Origin of the sequence: Pseudomonas sp. G5(2012) (assembly GCF_000408945.1) — a bacterium.
In the GTDB taxonomy this organism is placed as follows: domain Bacteria; phylum Pseudomonadota; class Gammaproteobacteria; order Pseudomonadales; family Pseudomonadaceae; genus Aquipseudomonas; species Aquipseudomonas umsongensis.
In genome coordinates, this window is sequence record NZ_APIO01000044.1 from 129,526 (window position 1) to 148,672 (window position 19,147).

Sequence of the window (19,147 nt, forward strand, 5' to 3'; positions counted from 1 at the left end):
GTTTTTATGTTTATTTCTACTGACCGACCTTTCTGTGGATAGATTGCTACAGCCCAATAAATACGTTGTGTACAGAGTTTCAAAACCCTGTGGTCATGTGCCAATGAGACCCTTGGATAACCGGTTTAAGCCTGTGGATGAATGGGGCGCTTATCCACAGGGGCGGTTATCTTCAGTTTTGAGGCCCTGTTATCAACTGCCCTTAGCCGCGGTTATTAACAGGGCTTAATCCACAGAAAAGCGTCGATCGAAGGAAATTCGGGCAAGGAAAAACCGCTCAAGCAGAAAAATCTGCTCGGCACTGGAGGGGATGGTTTTGAAAATGGAGGGGGCAGACAGGCCAGGACGGCCTGCCTGTAGATAACAGAAAGACTATTTACCGATGCAGAAGCTGGAAAAAATTCGTCCCAACAGGTCATCGGAGCTGAATGCACCGGTGATTTCTCCCAGCGACTGCTGAGCCTGGCGCAAATCCTCGGCAAGTAATTCGCCGGCACCCGCCAGGGTCAATTGCGCGCGGCCGTGCTCAAGGGATGCACTGGCATGACGCAATGCTTCCAGGTGGCGCCTGCGAGCACTGAAACTGCTTTCCGAGGTCTGTTCGTAGCCCATGCAAGCCTTCAGGTGGTCGCGCAGCAACTCCAGGCCAACACCTGCAGACTTGGCGCTGAGGCTAATGGTGACGTGTCCGTCATCGCTGACTTCCAGGGCCATGGCCTCGCCTGTAAGGTCGGCTTTGTTGCGGATCAACGTGACTTTCGCCGGATCGGGGCGGGTTTCAAGGAACTCAGGCCATAGTGCGAAAGGATCGAGCGCTTCCGGCGCGGTTGCATCGACAACGAGCAGCACCCGATCGGCCTCGCCGATGGCTTTCAATGCCCGCTCCACCCCAATTTTTTCCACATGGTCATCGGTATCGCGCAACCCGGCAGTATCCACCACGTGCAGCGGCATGCCATCGATGTGGATATGTTCGCGAAGGACGTCCCGCGTGGTGCCGGCGATCTCGGTGACGATGGCCGCTTCACGGCCGGCCAGCGCATTGAGCAGGCTGGACTTACCCGCATTCGGACGACCGGCGATGACCACGGTCATGCCGTCGCGCAGCAAGGCGCCCTGTCCGGCCTCCCGCATCACGGTGGATAACTCATCGCGCACTTTGTCGAGCATGCCCAGTACGTGGCCGTCGGCCAGGAAGTCGATTTCCTCTTCCGGAAAATCGATCGCCGCTTCGACATAAATACGCAACCCGATGAGTTGTTCCGTGAGGTTATGCACACGAGCCGAAAAGGCGCCTTGCAGGGAGCGCAATGCGTTGCGAGCCGCCTGTGCAGAACTGGCTTCGATCAGGTCGGCGATGGCTTCGGCCTGGGCCAGGTCGAGCTTATCGTTCAGGAACGCACGTTCGCTGAATTCTCCCGGTCGGGCCAGACGACAGCCGAGTTCAAGACAGCGTTGAAGCAGCATATCCAGGACAACCGGGCCTCCGTGCCCCTGTAACTCCAATACATCTTCGCCAGTGAAAGAGTTCGGTCCTGGAAAATACAACGCGATGCCCTGATCGAGCACTTCGTCGTTTTCACCAAGAAACGGTCCATAGTGAGCGAATCGCGGTTTGAGTACACGACCGCTAAAGGCCACGGCCGCAACGCTGGCCAACGGCCCGGAAATACGAACGATGCCTACACCACCCCGACCTTGAGCGGTGGCGACGGCGGCAATGGTTTCACGAGGAGCGCTCATAAACCGGTATCCAGACAAAAGTGACAGATAGCAAAACGCCCCACTAGGGGGCGTTTTGAGTGGTTACCCACAGTGTAAGTCAGGCAGTCGCTTTGGCAGCTGCTTCGATCTTACGAGTGATGTACCACTGTTGGGCGATCGACAGGCAGTTGTTCACTACCCAGTACAGCACCAGACCAGCCGGGAACCACAGGAAGAAGAAGGTGAAGATGATTGGCATCAGCTTCATCACCTTGGCCTGCATCGGATCCGGTGGAGTCGGGTTCAACTGCTGCTGGATGAACATGGTTGCACCCATGATGATCGGCAGAATGAAGAACGGATCCTTGATCGACAGGTCGGTAATCCACAGCATGAACGGCGCCTGGCGCATTTCAACGCTTTCCAGCAGAACCCAGTACAGCGAAAGGAATACCGGCATCTGCACGAGGATTGGCAAGCAACCACCCAGCGGATTGATCTTCTCTTTCTTGTACAGCTCCATCATGGCTTGCGACATTTTCTGCCGGTCATCGCCATGTTGCTCTTTCAGTGCAGCCAGTTTCGGTGCTACTGCACGCATGCGCGCCATGGATTTGTAGCTGGCAGCCGACAGAGGGAAGAAGATCCCCTTGATCAGCATGGTCAGGAAGATGATCGACCAGCCCCAGTTACCCACAATCGCGTGGATGTGTTGCAGCAGCCAGAAGATCGGTTGCGCGATAAACCACAGGATGCCGTAGTCGACGGTCAGTTCCAGGCCTGGGGACAACTCTTTCAGGACAGCCTGGCTTTTCGGACCGGCGTACAGCACAGCGCTGGTTTCAGCCTTGGCACCCGGAGCAACGGTCAACGAAGGACCGGTGTAACCGATGATGTAGTTGCCTTTGCTGTCTTTACGGGTCTGGACGACGTTGTTTTCGCCCTTCGCCGGAATCCACGCGGTCACGAAGTAGTGTTGCAACCAGGCAACCCAACCACCGGTGACGGTTTCTTTCAGCTGAGCCTTATCCATGTCGCTCATCGACACTTTTTTGTACGGCTCGTTACTTGTCCACAGGGCAGCGCCCAGATAAGTCGCGGTGCCAGTGGCGGTGCTGGAAGATGGATCGGAGCTGGCGTCACGCTTCAATTGCGCAAACATTGCACCGGACCAGGGCTGTGCGCTCTGGTTGTCGATCAGGTAGGAAACGGTTACGTCATACAGGCCGCGTTTCAGGGTGAAACGCTTGATGTAGTTGACGCCGTCCTTGCTGAACTTCAGGTCCACGACCAGTTGGTCCTGGCCATCAGCCAGTTGATAAACCTTCTTCTCCGCCGAGTAAACCGGACGACCGGCAGGACTTGCATCCGGGCCGTTGCTGCCAATCAGGCCACTTTGCGCCAGATAAGTCCGCTCGTTGCCGTTGTCGAACAACTGGAATGGAATTTCCGGATGGTCCTGGCGACGTGGATACAGCGGCAATCTCAGTTGGGCGACATCACCACCTTGAGGATCGATGGCCAGATCGAGCACATCCGTTTTGATCTGGATGAGGTCGGTGCTTGCAGCAACCGGAGTTTCGGCAGGTGCGCTGGTATCGTTTGCGGCGTGTGGAATGTCGTCACTGACGGACGCTTTATTGCCAGTGGCCGTATCCGGGAGGCCCGGTGCGGTCGTACTGGAAGCAACATTCTGAGTCGGCAAGGCAGCTTGGCCATAGTCCTGGTTCCATTTAAGAACCATAACGTAGGACACGATTGCCAGGGCGACGATCAGGATCGTGCGTTTGATATCCATGATTACTCGGCCATCGAAGAAGAACGGGAGGTAGGGATAGATGGAACCGGGTCATAACCACCGGGATTCCACGGATGACAGCGACCTAAACGACGAAAGGTCAGCCAGCCACCGCGCAGAAGGCCATGATTTTCAATGGCTTCTAACGCGTAGCAGGAACAACTGGGGTAGAAACGACAGTGACTGGCCATTAGGGGACTAATGGCGTAGCGATAAAACTGGATCGGAACGAGTGCCAGTTTACGCATCTGGACTGTCTACCCCTACAGTTTCGGTTTTGACTGCTGGTACCGGCGTGCTGCGTGCCAGACGCTTCCAGAGTTTGCCGAAATGCTGAATCAATTCGGGGTTTTCTACGTCACCCAAACCTTTGCGCGCGACGATAACGATGTCCCAGCCGACCAGCAAATCCTGGTTCAGGCGAAACGATTCGCGCATCAGACGTTTGAGGCGATTGCGCTCGACGGAGAGCTTTACGCTCTTTTTCCCGATAACCAGCCCGAGACGGGGGTGATCAAGATCGTTGTTGCGCGCAAGGAGCAGGAGATTTTTCCCCGGTACCTTGCCGGTAGGGGAGTCAAAGACTGCCTTGAAATGCCGGGGAGTAAGCAGACGCTTTTCCCGACTGAAGTCCTGACTCACCTCCAGTGCCGGCTTATCAAACTGCCAGACGCGCACGACCTTTGGCGCGACGACGCGACAGAACGGCACGGCCGTTCTTGGTAGCCATGCGAGCACGGAAACCGTGGGTACGAGCGCGTTTGATAGTGCTTGGTTGGAAAGTACGTTTCATTGTCGTGTTACCTGGTTCGTCCACAACGGGCCGGAATGGCCCCCGTTTTAAGAGACCGGGGATTCTAGAGAAAGCAAGCCTCTAGGTCAATTTCCAACCAACGTTTCCTTATAAATAGATCTCCAGAGGTTTTCTCCGACCCTGATCCTTCGACAAACATAAAAATAAAGAAGGAAAGTATTTAAAGCTTTTCTGTAAAGCTTATAAAGGCTAGGGCGACCCTCATCTGTGGATAACTGCCTTAAGCCCTTGTCTTACACGCTGTACAGAGAATGACAACTACAGTGGAAAACCGTGTTCAGCCTGTGCTGCACTGTCGGAAAACCTGTGTGTGAAAGGCAGCCTTATCCACAGGCAGGTTATCCACCGAGTTTCGCCCCCACTTGTGCAATGAGCTTAGAGGGGGTTATCCACAGACCTTATGCACAGACCATTGGTCGTCTTTTTACCGTATGGAACCTTGATTCTTCTCGGTGCACGACTCACCTACGTGTGGATAAGTCGGCGTCTGGCCGTTACAATGGCCGCTTGTTTTTGCCTCACCGGCTTTCAACTTAGGGGATCTCCGTGTCAGTGGAACTTTGGCAGCAGTGCGTGGAGCTTTTGCGCGATGAGCTGCCTGCCCAACAATTCAACACTTGGATCCGTCCACTACAGGTCGAAGCCGAAGGCGACGAGTTGCGTGTCTATGCACCCAACCGTTTCGTCCTGGACTGGGTCAACGAGAAATACCTGAGTCGCGTCCTGGAATTGCTCGACGAGCACGGCAACGGTATGGCGCCTGCGCTTTCCTTATTAATAGGCAGCAAACGCAGTTCCGCTCCGCGCGCTGCGCCGAATGCGCCACTGGCCGCAGCGGCGGCCTCCCAGGTTCAGGCTGCTGCCGCGCCTGCAGCTGTGCCACCTCCTGCACCATCGAACAAGCGTTCGACGCCCAAGCCCGCTGAAGTCAGCGAGCAAGAACCTTCGCGTGACAGCTTCGACCCCATGGCCGGCGCCAGTTCGCAACAGGCTCCGGTTCGCGCCGAGCAACGTACCGTCCAGGTTGAAGGCGCGCTCAAGCACACCAGCTACCTGAACCGCACCTTTACCTTCGAGAACTTTGTTGAGGGTAAGTCCAACCAACTGGCCCGGGCCGCAGCCTGGCAAGTGGCGGACAACCCCAAGCACGGTTACAACCCGTTGTTCCTTTATGGCGGTGTAGGCTTGGGTAAAACCCACTTGATGCACGCTGTGGGTAACCACCTATTAAAGAAGAATCCGAACGCCAAGGTCGTGTACCTGCATTCCGAGCGCTTCGTGGCCGACATGGTCAAGGCTCTGCAGTTGAACGCGATCAATGAATTCAAGCGCTTCTACCGTTCGGTGGATGCATTGCTCATCGATGACATTCAATTCTTCGCCCGCAAGGAACGTTCCCAGGAAGAGTTTTTCCACACCTTCAACGCTCTGCTTGAAGGTGGCCAGCAGGTCATTCTTACCAGTGACCGCTACCCGAAAGAAATTGAAGGCCTTGAAGAGCGCCTGAAGTCTCGCTTCGGCTGGGGCCTCACGGTGGCTGTAGAGCCGCCGGAACTGGAAACCCGTGTCGCGATCCTGATGAAGAAAGCCGACCAGGCCAAAGTCGATCTGCCCCACGATGCAGCGTTCTTCATTGCCCAACGCATTCGCTCCAACGTCCGTGAACTGGAAGGTGCGCTCAAACGCGTGATCGCCCATTCGCACTTCATGGGTCGCGATATCACCATTGAGCTGATCCGCGAGTCCCTGAAGGATTTGTTGGCGCTGCAAGACAAACTGGTCTCTGTGGATAACATTCAGCGCACCGTCGCCGAGTACTACAAGATCAAGATCTCGGATTTGCTGTCCAAACGTCGTTCACGTTCGGTTGCCCGCCCACGTCAGGTCGCCATGGCGTTGTCCAAGGAACTGACCAACCACAGCTTGCCGGAAATCGGTGATGTGTTTGGTGGGCGTGACCACACGACTGTTTTGCACGCCTGCCGCAAGATCAACGAACTTAAGGAATCCGACGCGGACATCCGCGAGGACTACAAGAACCTGCTGCGTACACTGACCACTTGATGAACACCAGCGCAGCTTTTAAGGCAAGGGACTAGACCATGCATTTCACCATTCAACGCGAAGCCCTGTTGAAACCCCTGCAACTGGTCGCAGGCGTCGTCGAGCGCCGACAGACCTTGCCGGTGCTCTCCAACGTGCTGCTGGTTGTCGAAGGCCAGCAATTGTCGCTGACCGGTACCGACCTTGAAGTCGAGCTGGTTGGTCGAGTGCAGCTCGAAGAGCCTGCTGAAACAGGTTCCATCACTGTGCCTGCACGTAAACTGATGGATATCTGCAAAAGCCTGCCGAACGACGCGCTGATCGACATCAAGGTCGATGAACAGAAGCTGGTAGTGAAGGCCGGTCGAAGCCGCTTCACCCTCTCGACCTTGCCAGCCAACGATTTCCCTACTGTGGAAGAAGGTCCGGGTTCGCTGACGTGCAGCCTGGAACAATCCAAACTGCGTCGCCTGATCGAACGCACCAGCTTCGCCATGGCCCAGCAGGACGTACGGTACTACCTCAACGGCATGCTGCTGGAAGTCTCGGCAGGCGTTATTCGCGCCGTGGCCACCGATGGTCACCGCTTGGCGATGTGTTCGATGCAGGCTGATATCGGCCAGCCGGACCGCCATCAGGTGATTGTGCCGCGCAAGGGTATCCTTGAACTGGCACGTTTGCTGACCGAGCCGGACGGTATCGTCAGCATCGTCCTGGGTCAGCACCACATTCGCGCAACTACCGGTGAGTTCACCTTCACCTCGAAATTGGTTGACGGCAAATTCCCGGACTACGAGCGTGTTCTGCCAAAAGGCGGGGACAAGCTGGTGTTGGGTGATCGTCAGGCGCTGCGCGAGGCATTCAGCCGCACGGCGATCCTGTCCAACGAGAAATACCGCGGCATCCGCCTGCAACTGGCCCCTGGTCAGCTGAAGATCCAGGCGAACAACCCGGAGCAGGAGGAAGCGGAAGAAGAAGTTGGCGTAGAGTACAACGGCGGCTCCCTGGAAATCGGCTTTAACGTTAGCTACTTGCTCGACGTATTGGGCGTGATGACCACCGAGCAGGTTCGCCTGATCCTGTCCGACTCTAACAGCAGTGCGCTGGTACAAGAGTCCGACAACGACGACTCGGCCTACGTCGTCATGCCGATGCGCCTGTAATCATGTTCAGCAGAAGCTAGATGTCCTTAAGTCGCGTCTCGGTCACCGCGGTGCGCAATCTGCATCCGGTGACCTTCTCCCCCTCCCCCCGAATCAATATTCTTTACGGCGCCAACGGCAGCGGCAAAACCAGTGTCCTGGAAGCCATTCATCTGCTGGGGCTCGCGCGTTCGTTTCGCAGCACCCGCCTGTTACCTGTCATTCAATACGAACAATTGGCGTGCACGGTATTCGGCCAGGTCGAACTCGCCGAAGGCGGACACAGCGCCTTGGGCATTTCGCGGGACCGCCAGGGGGAGTTCCAGATCCGGATCGACGGGCAGAACGCGCGTAGCGCGGCGCAACTGGCCGAGATCCTGCCGCTGCAATTGATCAACCCGGACAGCTTCCGCTTGCTGGAGGGGGCGCCGAAGATTCGCCGACAGTTCCTCGACTGGGGCGTGTTCCACGTGGAACCTCGGTTCATGTCTACCTGGCAACGCCTGCAGAAGGCCCTGCGCCAGAGAAACTCTTGGCTGCGGCATGGTACACTTGACGCCGTTTCGCAAGCGGTTTGGGACAGGGAGCTGTGCCAGGCCAGCGCTGAAATAGATGAATACCGCCGCGCCTATATCAAAGCCTTGAAACCGGTGTTTGAACAGACCTTGAGCGAACTGGTTGAGCTTGAGGGCCTAACGCTCAGCTATTACCGGGGCTGGGACAAAGACCGTGAACTGAGCGCTGTGCTCGCCGGATCCCTTCAGCGGGATCAGCAGATGGGGCATACCCAGGCAGGACCGCAACGAGCTGATTTGCGCCTCAGATTGGGCGCTCACAATGCCGCGGACATCCTGTCCCGAGGACAGCAAAAGTTGGTGGTCTGCGCATTGCGGATTGCCCAAGGTCACCTGGTCAGCCAGGCCCGACGCGGTCAGTGTATTTATCTGGTGGATGACTTGCCGTCCGAACTGGACGAGCAGCATCGCCGTGCGCTTTGCCGCTTGCTGGAAGACTTACGCTGCCAGGTGTTTATCACCTGTGTAGACCACGAATTATTGAGGGAAGGCTGGCAGACGGAAACGCCAGTCGCCCTGTTCCACGTGGAACAGGGCCGTATCACCCAGACCCACGACCATCGGGAGTGAAGGCATTGAGCGAAGAAAATACGTACGACTCAACGAGCATTAAAGTGCTGAAAGGCCTGGATGCCGTACGCAAACGTCCCGGTATGTACATTGGTGACACCGACGATGGCAGCGGTCTGCACCACATGGTGTTCGAGGTGGTCGATAACTCGATCGACGAAGCGCTCGCCGGCCACTGCGACGACATCAGCATCATCATTCACCCGGATGAATCCATCACCGTCAAAGACAACGGTCGTGGCATCCCGGTAGACGTGCACAAGGAAGAAGGCGTTTCGGCAGCCGAGGTCATCATGACCGTGCTGCACGCCGGCGGTAAGTTCGATGACAACTCCTACAAGGTATCCGGCGGCCTGCACGGTGTAGGCGTGTCGGTAGTGAACGCACTGTCTGAAGAGCTCGTCCTCACCGTTCGCCGTAGCGGCAAGATCTGGGAACAGACCTACGTCCATGGTGTTCCGCAGGAACCGATGAAGATCGTTGGCGACAGCGAAACCACCGGCACCCAGATCCACTTCAAGGCTTCCAGCGAAACCTTCAAGAACATCCACTTCAGCTGGGACATCCTGGCCAAGCGGATTCGTGAACTGTCCTTCCTCAACTCCGGTGTCGGCATCGTCCTCAAGGATGAGCGCAGCGGCAAGGAAGAACTGTTCAAGTACGAAGGCGGCTTGCGCGCGTTCGTTGAATACCTGAACACCAACAAGACCCCGGTCAACCAGGTGTTCCATTTCAACATCCAGCGCGAAGACGGCATCGGCGTAGAAATCGCCCTGCAGTGGAACGACAGCTTCAACGAGAACCTGTTGTGCTTCACCAACAACATTCCGCAGCGCGATGGCGGTACTCACCTGGTGGGTTTCCGTTCCGCCCTGACGCGTAACCTCAATACGTATATCGAAGCCGAAGGCCTGGCGAAGAAGCACAAGGTCGCGACCACCGGTGACGATGCCCGTGAAGGCCTGACCGCGATCATTTCGGTAAAAGTGCCGGATCCGAAGTTCAGCTCCCAGACCAAGGACAAGCTGGTTTCTTCCGAAGTGAAGACCGCGGTCGAACAGGAAATGGGCAAGTACTTCTCCGACTTCCTGCTGGAAAACCCGAACGAAGCCAAGCTGGTTGTCGGCAAGATGATCGACGCGGCACGTGCTCGTGAAGCGGCGCGCAAGGCCCGTGAGATGACCCGCCGCAAAGGCGCGCTGGACATCGCCGGCCTGCCGGGCAAACTGGCTGACTGCCAGGAAAAGGACCCTGCCCTCTCCGAACTGTACCTCGTGGAAGGTGACTCTGCTGGCGGCTCCGCCAAGCAGGGACGCAACCGCAAGACCCAGGCGATCCTCCCGCTCAAGGGTAAGATCCTGAACGTCGAGAAGGCACGTTTCGACAAGATGATCTCGTCCCAGGAAGTGGGCACCTTGATCACCGCGCTCGGCTGCGGCATCGGTCGCGAAGAGTACAACATCGACAAGTTGCGTTATCACAACATCATCATCATGACCGATGCTGACGTCGACGGTTCGCACATTCGTACCCTGCTGCTGACGTTCTTCTTCCGTCAGCTCCCAGAGTTGATCGAGCGCGGCTACATCTATATTGCCCAGCCACCGCTGTACAAGGTCAAGAAGGGCAAGCAAGAGCAATACATCAAAGACGACGACGCCATGGAAGAGTACATGACGCAGTCGGCCCTGGAAGATGCGAGCCTGCACCTGAATGAAGAGGCACCGGGTATCTCCGGCGAAGCCCTTGAGCGCCTGGTGAATGACTTCCGCCTGGTGATGAAGACCCTCAAGCGTCTGTCGCGCCTGTACCCACAGGAACTGACGGAGCACTTCATCTACCTGCCGGCCGTGAGCCTGGAGCAACTGTCCGATCACGCAGCGATGCAGGATTGGCTGGCCCAGTATGAAGTGCGTCTGCGCACCGTCGAGAAGTCTGGCCTGGTCTACAAGGCCAGCCTGCGTGAAGACCGTGAGCGTAATGTCTGGCTGCCAGAGGTCGAGCTGATCTCCCACGGCCTGTCGAACTACGTCACGTTCAACCGCGACTTCTTCGGTAGCAACGACTACAAGACCGTCGTATCACTGGGCGCTCAGTTGAGCACTCTGCTCGACGATGGAGCGTACATCCAGCGTGGCGAGCGTAAGAAAGCGGTCACCGAGTTCAAGGAAGCCCTGGAATGGTTGATGGCTGAAAGCACCAAGCGCCACACCATTCAGCGATACAAAGGACTGGGTGAAATGAACCCGGACCAGCTGTGGGAAACCACCATGGACCCAAGCGTTCGCCGGATGCTGAAAGTAACCATCGAGGACGCCATTGGCGCGGACCAGATCTTCAACACCCTGATGGGTGATGCGGTCGAGCCTCGCCGTGACTTCATCGAAAGCAACGCCCTGGCGGTTTCCAACCTGGATTTCTGATCCCGGTTCAATCGCCAAACGAAAAAGGCCAACGTCGCGCGTTGGCCTTTTTGTGGAAAAAAGTAAATCCTCTGCAAGTGTGAAACACCCACATTACAGGCATAAAAAAACCGGCTATATCAGCCGGTTTTTTTGCGCCCAAAAAAAACTTATGCACGTTTTTTGGTTTTTTTACGGTTTAAGAAATATCTATATAAATCATCAAGTTAGAATCAAAAAACAGCACTTTTCTCACAAACGGTACACAGGTTATCCACAGAACCTCAGACAGCCACCTGATCGTTGGCAGCAGGTGCTTGTGGAGTCGGTGGCAGAGAGCCCATTTCCCGCTGCATCTGCTCGTTCCAGGCCTGAACCCGATCGTTCAAATCGGCGATGGCGCGTGGTCCGCTTCCTTCGGCATACATCGGCGCGCCGATGATCACGGTGATGACACCCTGCTTCTTCGCCCAACCGTTTTTTGGCCAGAACTTGCCAGCGTTGTGTGCAATCGGCAGCACCGGTAGCTCGGCATTAACGGCCAACGCCGTACCGCCTCGCGAGAATTTGCCGATGGTGCCGTAGGGAACGCGCGTGCCTTCGGGGAAAATCAGCACCCAGACGTTATCCTTGAGCAATTCATCGCCTTTCTTGGCGACGTGCTTGAGTGCCGCTTTCGGGTTGTCCCGGTCGATGGCGATCGGGCGCAGCATGGCCATGGCCCAGCCGAAGAAAGGCACGTAGAGCAGTTCGCGCTTGAGGACCTGGCTCAAGGGCTCGAAATAGGCCGAGAGGAAGAACGTCTCCCAGGTGCTCTGGTGGTTCGACTGAATCACGCAGGGCTGTGCCGGAACGTTTTCGGCACCCTTCACTTCATAGCGAATGCCCAGGAACACCTTGCTCAGCCACAAGGCGCAGCGGCACCAATACACGTTGATGAACCGATAGCGCGCCTTGAACGGCAGAAAGGGCGCGATAAAAAAACTCAGGCTGCACCACAGCAGGGAACTGGTGCCCAGCAGCAGGTAAAAGAGAAATGTTCTGATGGCCTGCAGTATCGACATGGCGACGTTTACCGTTACGGGCACTGCCCGACTGTTCAAGCGCACTCCCGATCTGTCGAAAGCGCTCTAATTGTGGATAAGTTCTGCGGCAATCGCCGCCAGATCGTCGAAAATCAAAGTGCCTGCCGGTAGGGTCTTGCCCAAAGTCTTTTCGCCTTTCCCGGTCTTAACTAAAACTGGCTGAGAATCGACGGCTTTGGCGGCTTCCAGGTCACCGAGACTATCGCCGACAAACCATAGATCAGTCAGCGATACGTTGTAATGTGCGGCGATGCTTTTCAACATCCCGGGTTTGGGTTTACGGCAATCGCAGCCGTCGTCCGGCCCGTGCGGGCAGTAGACGATCAGGCCGACTTCACCACCCTGCTCGGCCACCAGTGAGCGCAAGCGCTCGTGCATGGCTTCCAGGGTGGCGAGATCGTAATAGCCGCGAGCGATGCCCGACTGGTTGGTGGCAACCGCCACCGTCCAGCCAGCCTTGCTCAACTGCGCGATGGCTTCGATCGAACCGGGGAGTGGAATCCACTCCTCCACCGACTTGATGTAAGCGTCGGAGTCGTAATTGATCACCCCGTCCCGATCGAGAATCAGCAGTTTCAAACAGTCTTACCCCAGCAACGAAATATCGGCGACGCCGAGGAACAAGCCACGCAGGCGCGCCAGCAGTGCATAACGGTTGGCGCGCACATTGGCGTCTTCCGCATTGACCATCACCGCTTCGAAGAACGCATCCACCGGCTCGCGCAAGGCGGCCAGGCGAGCCAGCGATTCACTGTACTGACGTGCCGCGGCCATAGGCTGGACAGCCTGGTCAGCCTGCTGGATCGCCGAGTACAGGGAGAACTCGTTGGCATTGTCGAAGTACTTGGCTTCCACCACGGTCGGCACCGAGCCTTCGACCTTGCTCAGCAAGTTCGATACGCGCTTGTTCACCGCCGCCAGGGCCGCCGCTTCCGGCAACTTGCGGAAAGCCTGCACCGCTTGCACGCGCTGGTCGAAGTCCAGGGCCGAGCCCGGATTCAAGGCACGAACCGACAGGTAGGTGGCCACATCGACGCCTTCATCCTCATAACGAGCACGCAGACGGTCGAAGATGAATTCCAGTACGGCATCGTTGAGGCCGGCAGCCTTGACCTTGGAACCGAACGCATTCACGGCGAAAGCCACGGCGTCGTTCAGGTCCAGATCCAGTTGTTTCTCGATCAGGATACGCAGCACGCCCAGTGCGGCACGGCGCAGGGCGTAGGGGTCTTTGCTACCGGTCGGCAGCATGCCGATCCCGAAAATCCCCACGAGGGTGTCGAGCTTGTCGGCGATGGCCACGGCCGCACCGGTCAGGGTGGCAGGCAATTCGGCACCGGCACCGCGCGGCATGTATTGTTCGTTCAGGGCCAGGGCGACATCTTCCGGCTCGCCGTCATTGAGGGCGTAGTAGTAGCCGGCGACACCTTGCATCTCCGGGAACTCGCCGACCATTTCGGTGGCCAGGTCGCATTTCGACAGCAAGCCTGCACGAGCGGCCCACGAAGCGTTGCCGCCGATGCGCGCAGCGATGTAGGCGGCGAGCTTGGAAACGCGCTCGGCCTTGTCGTAGACGCTGCCGAGTTTTTCCTGGAACACAACGTTCTGCAGACGCTGGTTGAATTCTTCGAGCTTCTGCTTCTTGTCTTGCTTGAAGAAGAACTCGGCGTCAGTCAGGCGTGGGCGAACTACTTTTTCGTTACCGGCGATGATCTGCTGCGGGTCTTTGCTTTCGATGTTGGCCACGGTAATGAAACGTGGCAGCAACTTGCCTTCAGCATCCAGCAGGCAGAAGTACTTCTGGTTATCCTGCATGGTGGTGATCAGCGCTTCTTGCGGCACGTCGAGGAAACGCTCCTCGAACGAGCACACCAGCGGCACCGGCCACTCGACCAGCGCGGTCACTTCATCGAGCAAGGCTGGTGGAACGATTGCCGTGCCTTCCTGGCGGGTGGCCAGCTCTTCGGTGCGCTTGCTGATAATGTCGCGACGCTCGTTGGCGTCGGCCAGCACGTAAGCGGCACGCAGGTCGGCCAGGTAGCTGGACGGCGAACCGATGCGCACGCTTTCTGGATGGTGGAAGCGGTGACCACGGGAATCGCGGCCGGACTTCTGGGCAAGGATGGTGCAATCGATGACCTGGTCGCCGAGCAGCATCACCAGCCATTGGGTCGGACGCACGAATTCTTCCTTGCGCGCCCCCCAACGCATGCGTTTAGGGATCGGCAGGTCGTTCAACGAATCTTCGACGATGGTCGGCAGCAGGCTCGCGGTCGGCTTGCCGGCAATGCTCTGGCTGTAACGCAGTTTCGGACCGCTCTGATCGATTTCGCTCAGGTCGACCCCGCATTTCTTGGCAAAGCCCAGTGCCGCTTGAGTCGGGTTGCCTTCGGCATCGAACGCGGCCTGGCGTGGCGGGCCATCGAGGTTGATGCTGCGATCCGGCTGCTGGGTGGCCAGCGAGGTGATCAGCACCGCCAGACGGCGTGGCGCGGCGTATACGGTTTTGGTCTCGTAGTTCAGGCCGGCAGCTTGCAGGCCCTTGTCGATACCGGCAAGGAATGCCTCGGCCAGGGTGTTCAGGGCCTTGGGTGGCAGTTCTTCAGTGCCCAATTCAACCAGAAAATCCAGAGCACTCATTGTGCAGCCTCCAGCTTGGCCAGTACTTCGTCACGCAGGTCCGGGGTCGCCATCGGGAAGCCCAGCTTGGCGCGAGCCAGCAGGTAGGCTTGCGCAACGGAACGCGCCAGGGTGCGAACGCGCAGGATGTATTGCTGACGCGCGGTCACGGAAATCGCCCGGCGCGCATCCAGCAGGTTGAAGGTGTGGGACGCCTTCAACACCATTTCGTAGCTTGGCAACGGCAGCGGCTGGTCGAGTTCGATCAGGCGCTTGGCTTCGCTTTCGTAGAAATCGAACAATTCGAACAGCTTCTCGACGTTGGCGTGTTCAAAGTTGTAGGTCGACTGCTCCACTTCATTCTGGTGGAACACGTCGCCGTAGGTCACTTTGCCGAACGGACCGTCAGCCCAGACCAGGTCGTAGACCGAATCCACGCCTTGCAGGTACATGGCCAGGCGCTCGAGGCCGTAAGTGATCTCGCCGGTTACCGGGTAGCATTCGATGCCGCCCGCTTGCTGGAAGTAGGTGAACTGGGTCACTTCCATGCCGTTGAGCCAGACTTCCCAGCCCAGACCCCAGGCGCCGAGGGTCGGCGATTCCCAGTTGTCTTCGACGAACCGAATGTCATGCACCAATGGGTCCAGGCCCACGTGCTTGAGGGAGCCCAGGTACAGTTCCTGGAAGTTGTCCGGGTTCGGCTTGAGCACCACCTGGAACTGGTAGTAGTGCTGCAGACGGTTCGGGTTTTCGCCGTAGCGGCCGTCAGTCGGGCGACGACTTGGCTGTACATAAGCGGCGTTCCAGGTTTCCGGGCCAATGGCGCGCAGGAATGTAGCGGTGTGGAAAGTGCCGGCGCCTACTTCCATATCGTAGGGCTGAAGTACCACACAACCTTGCTCGGCCCAGTATTGCTGGAGGGCGAGGATCAAGTCTTGGAAGGTACGCACGGCTGGCGTAGGCTGGCTCACGAAATTCACCTGTTTCTTGGGCTGCGATTTAAAGAGCGGGAGTATACCCGATTCGTTGCTGCGCACGCCCCCTGGAGCCCTATGCCACGCTGCTTTTGGTGTACCGAAGATCCGCTGTACATGGCTTATCACGATCAGGAGTGGGGCACGCCGCTACGCGATGCGCAGGCATTGTTCGAGTTGCTTTTGCTCGAAGGGTTCCAGGCCGGCCTTTCCTGGATCACTGTGCTGCGCAAGCGCGAGCATTATCGCCGGGTGATGTACGGCTTCGACATCCAGCGCGTGGCGCAGATGAGCGACGCGGAAATCGATGAACTGATGCTCGACCCGGGGATCATCCGCAATCGCCTCAAGCTTAATGCGGCCCGACGCAATGCCCAGGCCTGGATGGCACTGGAGGATCCGGTGGCGTTTCTCTGGTCCTTTGTCGGCGGTGTGCCGAAGATCAATCATTTCAAGGATCGCAGCGAAGTGCCGGCGATCACACCCGAGGCAGTGGAGATGAGCAAAGGCTTGAAAAAGGCCGGGTTCACCTTCGTTGGCCCGACCATTTGCTACGCACTGATGCAGGCATCGGGCATGGTCATGGACCACACCCGCGATTGCGATCGCTACGCGATGCTGGTCAACGGCGGTTAGAATGGCCGCCTCGCGCACAGCACAAGATCAGGAGTGACCTGTGGATAAGTTGAAAGGCGCCTTGCTGGTAGGCGCTCTGCGGCTGTTTGCCCTGCTTCCGTGGCGGGCCGTTCAAGCCGTGGGCTCGGCGATAGGCTGGGTCATGTGGAAAACCCCGAACCGTTCCCGCGATGTGGTGCGGATCAATCTGTCCAAGTGCTTTCCCGACATGGACCCCGCCGAGCGTGAGCGCCTGGTGGGCCAGAGCTTGCGGGACATTGGCAAGTCCCTGACTGAAAGCGCCTGTGCCTGGATCTGGCCGGCCCAGCGCTCCATCGACCTGGTCCGCGAGGTGGAAGGCCTCGACGTATTGAAAGACGCCCTCGCCTCCGGCAAAGGCGTGGTGGGCATCACCAGTCACCTGGGCAACTGGGAAGTGCTCAACCATTTCTACTGCAGCCAGTGCAAACCGATCATTTTCTATCGCCCGCCAAAATTGAAGGCGGTGGATGAGTTGCTGCAAAAGCAACGGGTTCAACTGGGCAACAAGGTGGCCGCTTCCACCAAGGAAGGCATCCTCAGTGTGATCAAGGAAGTGCGCAGAGGTGGTGCGGTGGGTATTCCAGCCGACCCGGAACCGGCCGAATCCGCGGGGATCTTCGTGCCGTTCTTCGCCGTACAGGCGCTGACCAGCAAGTTTGTGCCGAACATGCTCGCCGGTGGCAAAGCGGTGGGCGTGTTCCTGCATGCCCTGCGGTTGCCGGACGGTTCGGGCTACAAGGTGATCCTGGAAGCCGCGCCCGAGGCCATGTACAGCACCGATACCGCCACTTCTTGCGCAGCCATGAGCCAGGTCGTCGAGCGCTATGTGCGGGCGTATCCGAGCCAGTACATGTGGAGCATGAAGCGCTTCAAGAAGCGTCCTGCGGGTGAAGAACGCTGGTACTGAACCGGATGGCTTGGGCTGTCTGCAGTCAGTGCGCCTGACGGTCGAGTTTCTTCAGAAACACAGTCATTTCTTTTTCGGCCTGTTTGTCGCCGTGGTTTCGGGCGGCTTCCAGGCCTTTCTCCCAGGCTTGTCGCGCAGCCGCGACATCCGCCAGCGCCAGATGAGCCTTGCCTAACAGTTTCCAGGCGGCCGAGTACTTCGGATCGATCTCGACGCAGCGCTGGAAATGCTCGACGGCCTTGGCGTTTTCCCCAAGATCCAGGTAACCCTTGCCCAGGCCGAAGCGCAGTAACGAGTTATCCACACCCTTGGCGAGCATTTTTTCCAGGGATTCGATCATGGGTGACACCTCTTATGATCGTTCCCACGCTCTACGTGGGAACGCCTCAATGGACGCTCTGCGTCCGCTTTGGGACGCGGAGCGTCCCGGGCTGTATTCCCACAGAGAGCGTGGGAACGATCGTCAGAAGAAGCTGAGTCCAACGTGGAACAGCTTTTCCACATCGCGAATATGCTTTTTATCCACAAGGAACAGGATCACATGGTCGCCGGCGGCGATCACGGTGTCATCGTGCGCGATAATGACCTCTTCATCACGAATAATCGCGCCAATCGTCGTGCCCGGTGGCAAGCCGATGTTTTCGATGGCCTTGCCGATCACCTTGCTCGATTTCGCGTCGCCGTGCGCAATCGCCTCGATGGCTTCCGCAGCACCGCGGCGCAATGAGTGCACGCTGACGATATCGCCGCGACGCACGTGCGCCAGCAAGGTGCCGATGGTCGCCAGTTGCGGGCTGATGGCGATGTCGATGTCGCCGCCCTGGATCAGGTCGACGTAGGCCGGGTTATTGATGATGGTCATCACCTTCTTAGCGCCCAAGCGCTTGGCCAGCAGCGACGACATGATGTTGGCCTCGTCGTCGTTGGTCAGGGCCAGGAAGATGTCCGCGTCGGCGATGTTCTCTTCCAGCAGCAGGTCACGGTCCGAAGCGCTGCCCTGCAACACCACGGTGCTGTCGAGGGTGTCCGAGAGGTGTCGGCAGCGTGCCGGATTCATCTCGATGATCTTCACTTGGTAACGGCTTTCAATGGCTTCGGCCAGGCGTTCGCCGATTTGCCCGCCACCGGCGATGACGATGCGCTTGTAGGTCTCGTCGAGACGGCGCATTTCACTCATGACCGCGCGAATGTTCGCCCGAGCGGCGATGAAAAACACTTCGTCGTCCGCTTCGATCACCGTATCGCCCTGGGGCAGGATCGGTCGGTCGCGACGGAAAATGGCGGCCACGCGGGTTTCGACATTCGGCATGTGTTCACGCAGCTGGCGCAGTTGCTGACCTACCAGCGGCCCGCCGTAATAGGCCCGCACCGCAACCAACTGCGCCTTGCCCTCGGCGAAGTCGATCACCTGCAAGGCGCCCGGATGCTGGATCAGGCGCTTGATGTAGTTGGTGACCACCTGCTCGGGGCTGATCAGCACATCCACCGGGATCGCTTCGTTGTCGAACAATTCGTTGCGGGTCAGGTACGCCGCTTCACGCACGCGGGCGATCTTGGTCGGTGTATGGAAAAGGGTATGGGCAACCTGGCAGGCCACCATATTGGTTTCATCGCTGCTGGTCACGGCGACCAGCATGTCGGCATCATCGGCGCCAGCCTGGCGCAGAATACTGGGCAGCGAACCGCGGCCTTGTACCGTACGGATGTCCAGTCGGTCGCCGAGGTCACGCAGGCGTTCGCCATCGGTGTCGACCACGGTAATGTCATTCGCTTCGCTTGCCAGGTGCTCCGCCAGCGAACCGCCGACCTGCCCCGCTCCGAGGATGATGATTTTCATCCAGTCACTCCGTTGAATCC

17 protein-coding genes are annotated in these 19,147 nt (G+C 58.0%); 6 read left to right on the top strand and 11 right to left on the bottom strand.

Annotated elements, in window-relative coordinates:
- Positions 1-372 precede the first annotated feature (372 nt).
- The 5 genes from mnmE to rpmH form a co-directional block, all read right to left on the bottom strand.
- On the bottom strand, positions 373-1,743 hold the full coding sequence (gene mnmE, locus PG5_RS15155) for a tRNA uridine-5-carboxymethylaminomethyl(34) synthesis GTPase MnmE (protein WP_020797989.1): 1,371 nt from the start codon (positions 1,741-1,743) through the stop codon (positions 373-375).
- 79 nt (positions 1,744-1,822) lie between these two features.
- Positions 1,823-3,502, bottom strand: a complete 1,680-nt coding sequence (yidC, locus tag PG5_RS15160; RefSeq protein WP_020797990.1) for a membrane protein insertase YidC — start codon at positions 3,500-3,502, stop codon at positions 1,823-1,825.
- Positions 3,503-3,504: 2 nt separating this feature from the next.
- A complete protein-coding gene (gene yidD / locus PG5_RS33525; protein WP_080725322.1) occupies positions 3,505-3,750 on the bottom strand; it encodes a membrane protein insertion efficiency factor YidD in 246 nt (81 codons plus the stop codon).
- Entirely contained in the window at positions 3,743-4,144 is a 402-nt protein-coding gene (rnpA, locus tag PG5_RS33530) for a ribonuclease P protein component (protein ID WP_197677877.1), read from the bottom strand. Before rnpA ends, yidD begins: the two co-directional genes overlap by 8 nt.
- A 16-nt stretch (positions 4,145-4,160) precedes the next feature.
- Complete coding sequence (gene rpmH, locus PG5_RS33535; protein ID WP_003213577.1) at positions 4,161-4,295, bottom strand: 50S ribosomal protein L34; 135 nt, start codon at positions 4,293-4,295, stop codon at positions 4,161-4,163.
- Between the two features lie 567 nt (positions 4,296-4,862).
- Between rpmH and dnaA the strand changes: the two genes are divergently transcribed.
- The 4 genes from dnaA to gyrB are packed head-to-tail and all read left to right on the top strand — an operon-like array spanning position 4,863 to position 11,069.
- The gene (gene dnaA, locus PG5_RS15170) at positions 4,863-6,380 is read left to right on the top strand and encodes a chromosomal replication initiator protein DnaA (protein ID WP_033041071.1); all 1,518 of its coding nucleotides are present in this window, start codon (positions 4,863-4,865) and stop codon (positions 6,378-6,380) included.
- A gap of 38 nt (positions 6,381-6,418) precedes the next feature.
- Positions 6,419-7,522, top strand: coding sequence for a DNA polymerase III subunit beta (gene dnaN / locus PG5_RS15175; protein WP_020797992.1), 1,104 nt, complete (start codon positions 6,419-6,421; stop codon positions 7,520-7,522).
- 20 nt (positions 7,523-7,542) lie between these two features.
- Positions 7,543-8,646 (top strand): DNA replication/repair protein RecF, encoded by a 1,104-nt coding sequence (recF, locus tag PG5_RS15180; RefSeq protein WP_008064628.1) that lies wholly within the window; start codon positions 7,543-7,545, stop codon positions 8,644-8,646.
- 5 nt (positions 8,647-8,651) lie between these two features.
- A complete protein-coding gene (gene gyrB / locus PG5_RS15185; RefSeq protein ID WP_033041074.1) occupies positions 8,652-11,069 on the top strand; it encodes a DNA topoisomerase (ATP-hydrolyzing) subunit B in 2,418 nt (805 codons plus the stop codon).
- A gap of 263 nt (positions 11,070-11,332) precedes the next feature.
- Here gyrB and PG5_RS15190 read toward each other — a convergent pair whose 3' ends face one another.
- From PG5_RS15190 to glyQ, 4 genes are all read right to left on the bottom strand, one after another.
- On the bottom strand, positions 11,333-12,112 hold the full coding sequence (locus PG5_RS15190) for a 1-acyl-sn-glycerol-3-phosphate acyltransferase (protein WP_020797994.1): 780 nt from the start codon (positions 12,110-12,112) through the stop codon (positions 11,333-11,335).
- Between the two features lie 66 nt (positions 12,113-12,178).
- Positions 12,179-12,712, bottom strand: coding sequence for a D-glycero-beta-D-manno-heptose 1,7-bisphosphate 7-phosphatase (gmhB, locus tag PG5_RS15195; RefSeq protein WP_020797995.1), 534 nt, complete (start codon positions 12,710-12,712; stop codon positions 12,179-12,181).
- Positions 12,713-12,718: 6 nt separating this feature from the next.
- Entirely contained in the window at positions 12,719-14,773 is a 2,055-nt protein-coding gene (glyS, locus tag PG5_RS15200) for a glycine--tRNA ligase subunit beta (RefSeq protein ID WP_020797996.1), read from the bottom strand.
- Positions 14,770-15,723 (bottom strand): glycine--tRNA ligase subunit alpha, encoded by a 954-nt coding sequence (gene glyQ / locus PG5_RS15205; RefSeq protein ID WP_003213601.1) that lies wholly within the window; start codon positions 15,721-15,723, stop codon positions 14,770-14,772. The genes glyS and glyQ overlap by 4 nt, the downstream gene beginning before the upstream one ends.
- Before the next feature lie 81 nt (positions 15,724-15,804).
- On the opposite strand from glyQ, the gene tag reads away from it, so the two are divergent.
- Together tag and PG5_RS15215 are read left to right on the top strand one after the other, a co-directional pair.
- Positions 15,805-16,362: a DNA-3-methyladenine glycosylase I gene (tag, locus tag PG5_RS15210; protein WP_020797997.1), complete on the top strand. Its 558-nt coding sequence runs from the start codon at positions 15,805-15,807 to the stop codon at positions 16,360-16,362.
- Positions 16,363-16,402: 40 nt separating this feature from the next.
- A complete protein-coding gene (locus tag PG5_RS15215) occupies positions 16,403-17,290 on the top strand; it encodes a lysophospholipid acyltransferase (protein ID WP_020797998.1) in 888 nt (295 codons plus the stop codon).
- Positions 17,291-17,315: 25 nt separating this feature from the next.
- On the opposite strand, the gene PG5_RS15220 is transcribed toward PG5_RS15215, so the two are convergent.
- Positions 17,316-17,630, bottom strand: coding sequence for a tetratricopeptide repeat protein (locus PG5_RS15220; RefSeq protein WP_020797999.1), 315 nt, complete (start codon positions 17,628-17,630; stop codon positions 17,316-17,318).
- 123 nt (positions 17,631-17,753) lie between these two features.
- Positions 17,754-19,127, bottom strand: a complete 1,374-nt coding sequence (trkA, locus tag PG5_RS15225; RefSeq protein ID WP_020798000.1) for a Trk system potassium transporter TrkA — start codon at positions 19,125-19,127, stop codon at positions 17,754-17,756.
- Between the last annotated feature and the right edge of the window lie 20 nt (positions 19,128-19,147).

What these genes read in the sequence shown, in the direction of transcription:
- mnmE (WP_020797989.1), bottom strand. Translation starts at nt 1,743, where the DNA reads ATGAGCGCTCCTCGTGAAACCATTGCCGCCGTCGCCACCGCTCAAGGT.
- yidC (WP_020797990.1), bottom strand. Translation starts at nt 3,502, where the DNA reads ATGGATATCAAACGCACGATCCTGATCGTCGCCCTGGCAATCGTGTCC.
- yidD (WP_080725322.1), bottom strand. Translation starts at nt 3,750, where the DNA reads ATGCGTAAACTGGCACTCGTTCCGATCCAGTTTTATCGCTACGCCATT.
- rpmH (WP_003213577.1), bottom strand. Translation starts at nt 4,295, where the DNA reads ATGAAACGTACTTTCCAACCAAGCACTATCAAACGCGCTCGTACCCAC.
- dnaN (WP_020797992.1), top strand. Translation starts at nt 6,419, where the DNA reads ATGCATTTCACCATTCAACGCGAAGCCCTGTTGAAACCCCTGCAACTG.
- recF (WP_008064628.1), top strand. Translation starts at nt 7,543, where the DNA reads ATGTCCTTAAGTCGCGTCTCGGTCACCGCGGTGCGCAATCTGCATCCG.
- PG5_RS15190 (WP_020797994.1), bottom strand. Translation starts at nt 12,112, where the DNA reads ATGTCGATACTGCAGGCCATCAGAACATTTCTCTTTTACCTGCTGCTG.
- glyS (WP_020797996.1), bottom strand. Translation starts at nt 14,773, where the DNA reads ATGAGTGCTCTGGATTTTCTGGTTGAATTGGGCACTGAAGAACTGCCA.
- tag (WP_020797997.1), top strand. Translation starts at nt 15,805, where the DNA reads ATGCCACGCTGCTTTTGGTGTACCGAAGATCCGCTGTACATGGCTTAT.
- PG5_RS15220 (WP_020797999.1), bottom strand. Translation starts at nt 17,630, where the DNA reads ATGATCGAATCCCTGGAAAAAATGCTCGCCAAGGGTGTGGATAACTCG.
- trkA (WP_020798000.1), bottom strand. Translation starts at nt 19,127, where the DNA reads ATGAAAATCATCATCCTCGGAGCGGGGCAGGTCGGCGGTTCGCTGGCG.